Annotated in this window: 1 rRNA gene; it reads left to right on the top strand. The window is 52.7% G+C overall.

The features are described 5' to 3' along the window. Window positions 1-1,158: ribosomal RNA gene (locus LGM56_RS36680) — 23S ribosomal RNA — on the top strand; the annotation flags it as partial. Window positions 1,159-1,170 lie beyond the last annotated feature (12 nt).

A 1,170-nucleotide genomic window follows, 5' to 3' on the forward strand; every position in this document is an offset into this window, starting at 1 on the left:
GAGGGTGAAGGGGTTGCAATAAACTGGTGGCTGCGACTGTTTAATAAAAACACAGCACTCTGCAAACACGAAAGTGGACGTATAGGGTGTGACGCCTGCCCGGTGCCGGAAGATTAAATGATGGGGTGCAAGCTCTTGATTGAAGTCCCGGTAAACGGCGGCCGTAACTATAACGGTCCTAAGGTAGCGAAATTCCTTGTCGGGTAAGTTCCGACCTGCACGAATGGCGTAACGATGGCCACACTGTCTCCTCCCGAGACTCAGCGAAGTTGAAGTGTTTGTGATGATGCAATCTACCCGCGGCTAGACGGAAAGACCCCATGAACCTTTACTGTAGCTTTGCATTGGACTTTGAACCGATCTGTGTAGGATAGGTGGGAGGCTATGAAACCGGAACGCTAGTTTCGGTGGAGCCGTCCTTGAAATACCACCCTGGTTTGTTTGAGGTTCTAACCTTGGCCCGTGATCCGGGTCGGGGACAGTGCATGGTAGGCAGTTTGACTGGGGCGGTCTCCTCCCAAAGCGTAACGGAGGAGTACGAAGGTACGCTAGGTACGGTCGGAAATCGTGCTGATAGTGCAATGGCATAAGCGTGCTTAACTGCGAGACCGACAAGTCGAGCAGGTGCGAAAGCAGGTCATAGTGATCCGGTGGTTCTGTATGGAAGGGCCATCGCTCAACGGATAAAAGGTACTCTGGGGATAACAGGCTGATACCGCCCAAGAGTTCATATCGACGGCGGTGTTTGGCACCTCGATGTCGGCTCATCTCATCCTGGGGCTGTAGCCGGTCCCAAGGGTATGGCTGTTCGCCATTTAAAGAGGTACGTGAGCTGGGTTTAAAACGTCGTGAGACAGTTTGGTCCCTATCTGCCGTGGGCGTTGGATATTTGAAGGGGGCTGCTCCTAGTACGAGAGGACCGGAGTGGACGAACCTCTGGTGTACCGGTTGTCACGCCAGTGGCATCGCCGGGTAGCTATGTTCGGAAGAGATAACCGCTGAAAGCATCTAAGCGGGAAACTCGCCTTAAGATGAGATATCCCTGGGGACTAGATCCCCTTGAAGGGTCGTTCGAGACCAGGACGTTGATAGGTCAGGTGTGTAAGCGCAGTAATGCGTTCAGCTAACTGATACTAATTGCCCGTAAGGCTTGATCCTATAACAAGTCTG

It is taken from the genome of Burkholderia sp. AU38729 (assembly GCF_020419725.1).
GTDB lineage: Bacteria > Pseudomonadota > Gammaproteobacteria > Burkholderiales > Burkholderiaceae > Burkholderia.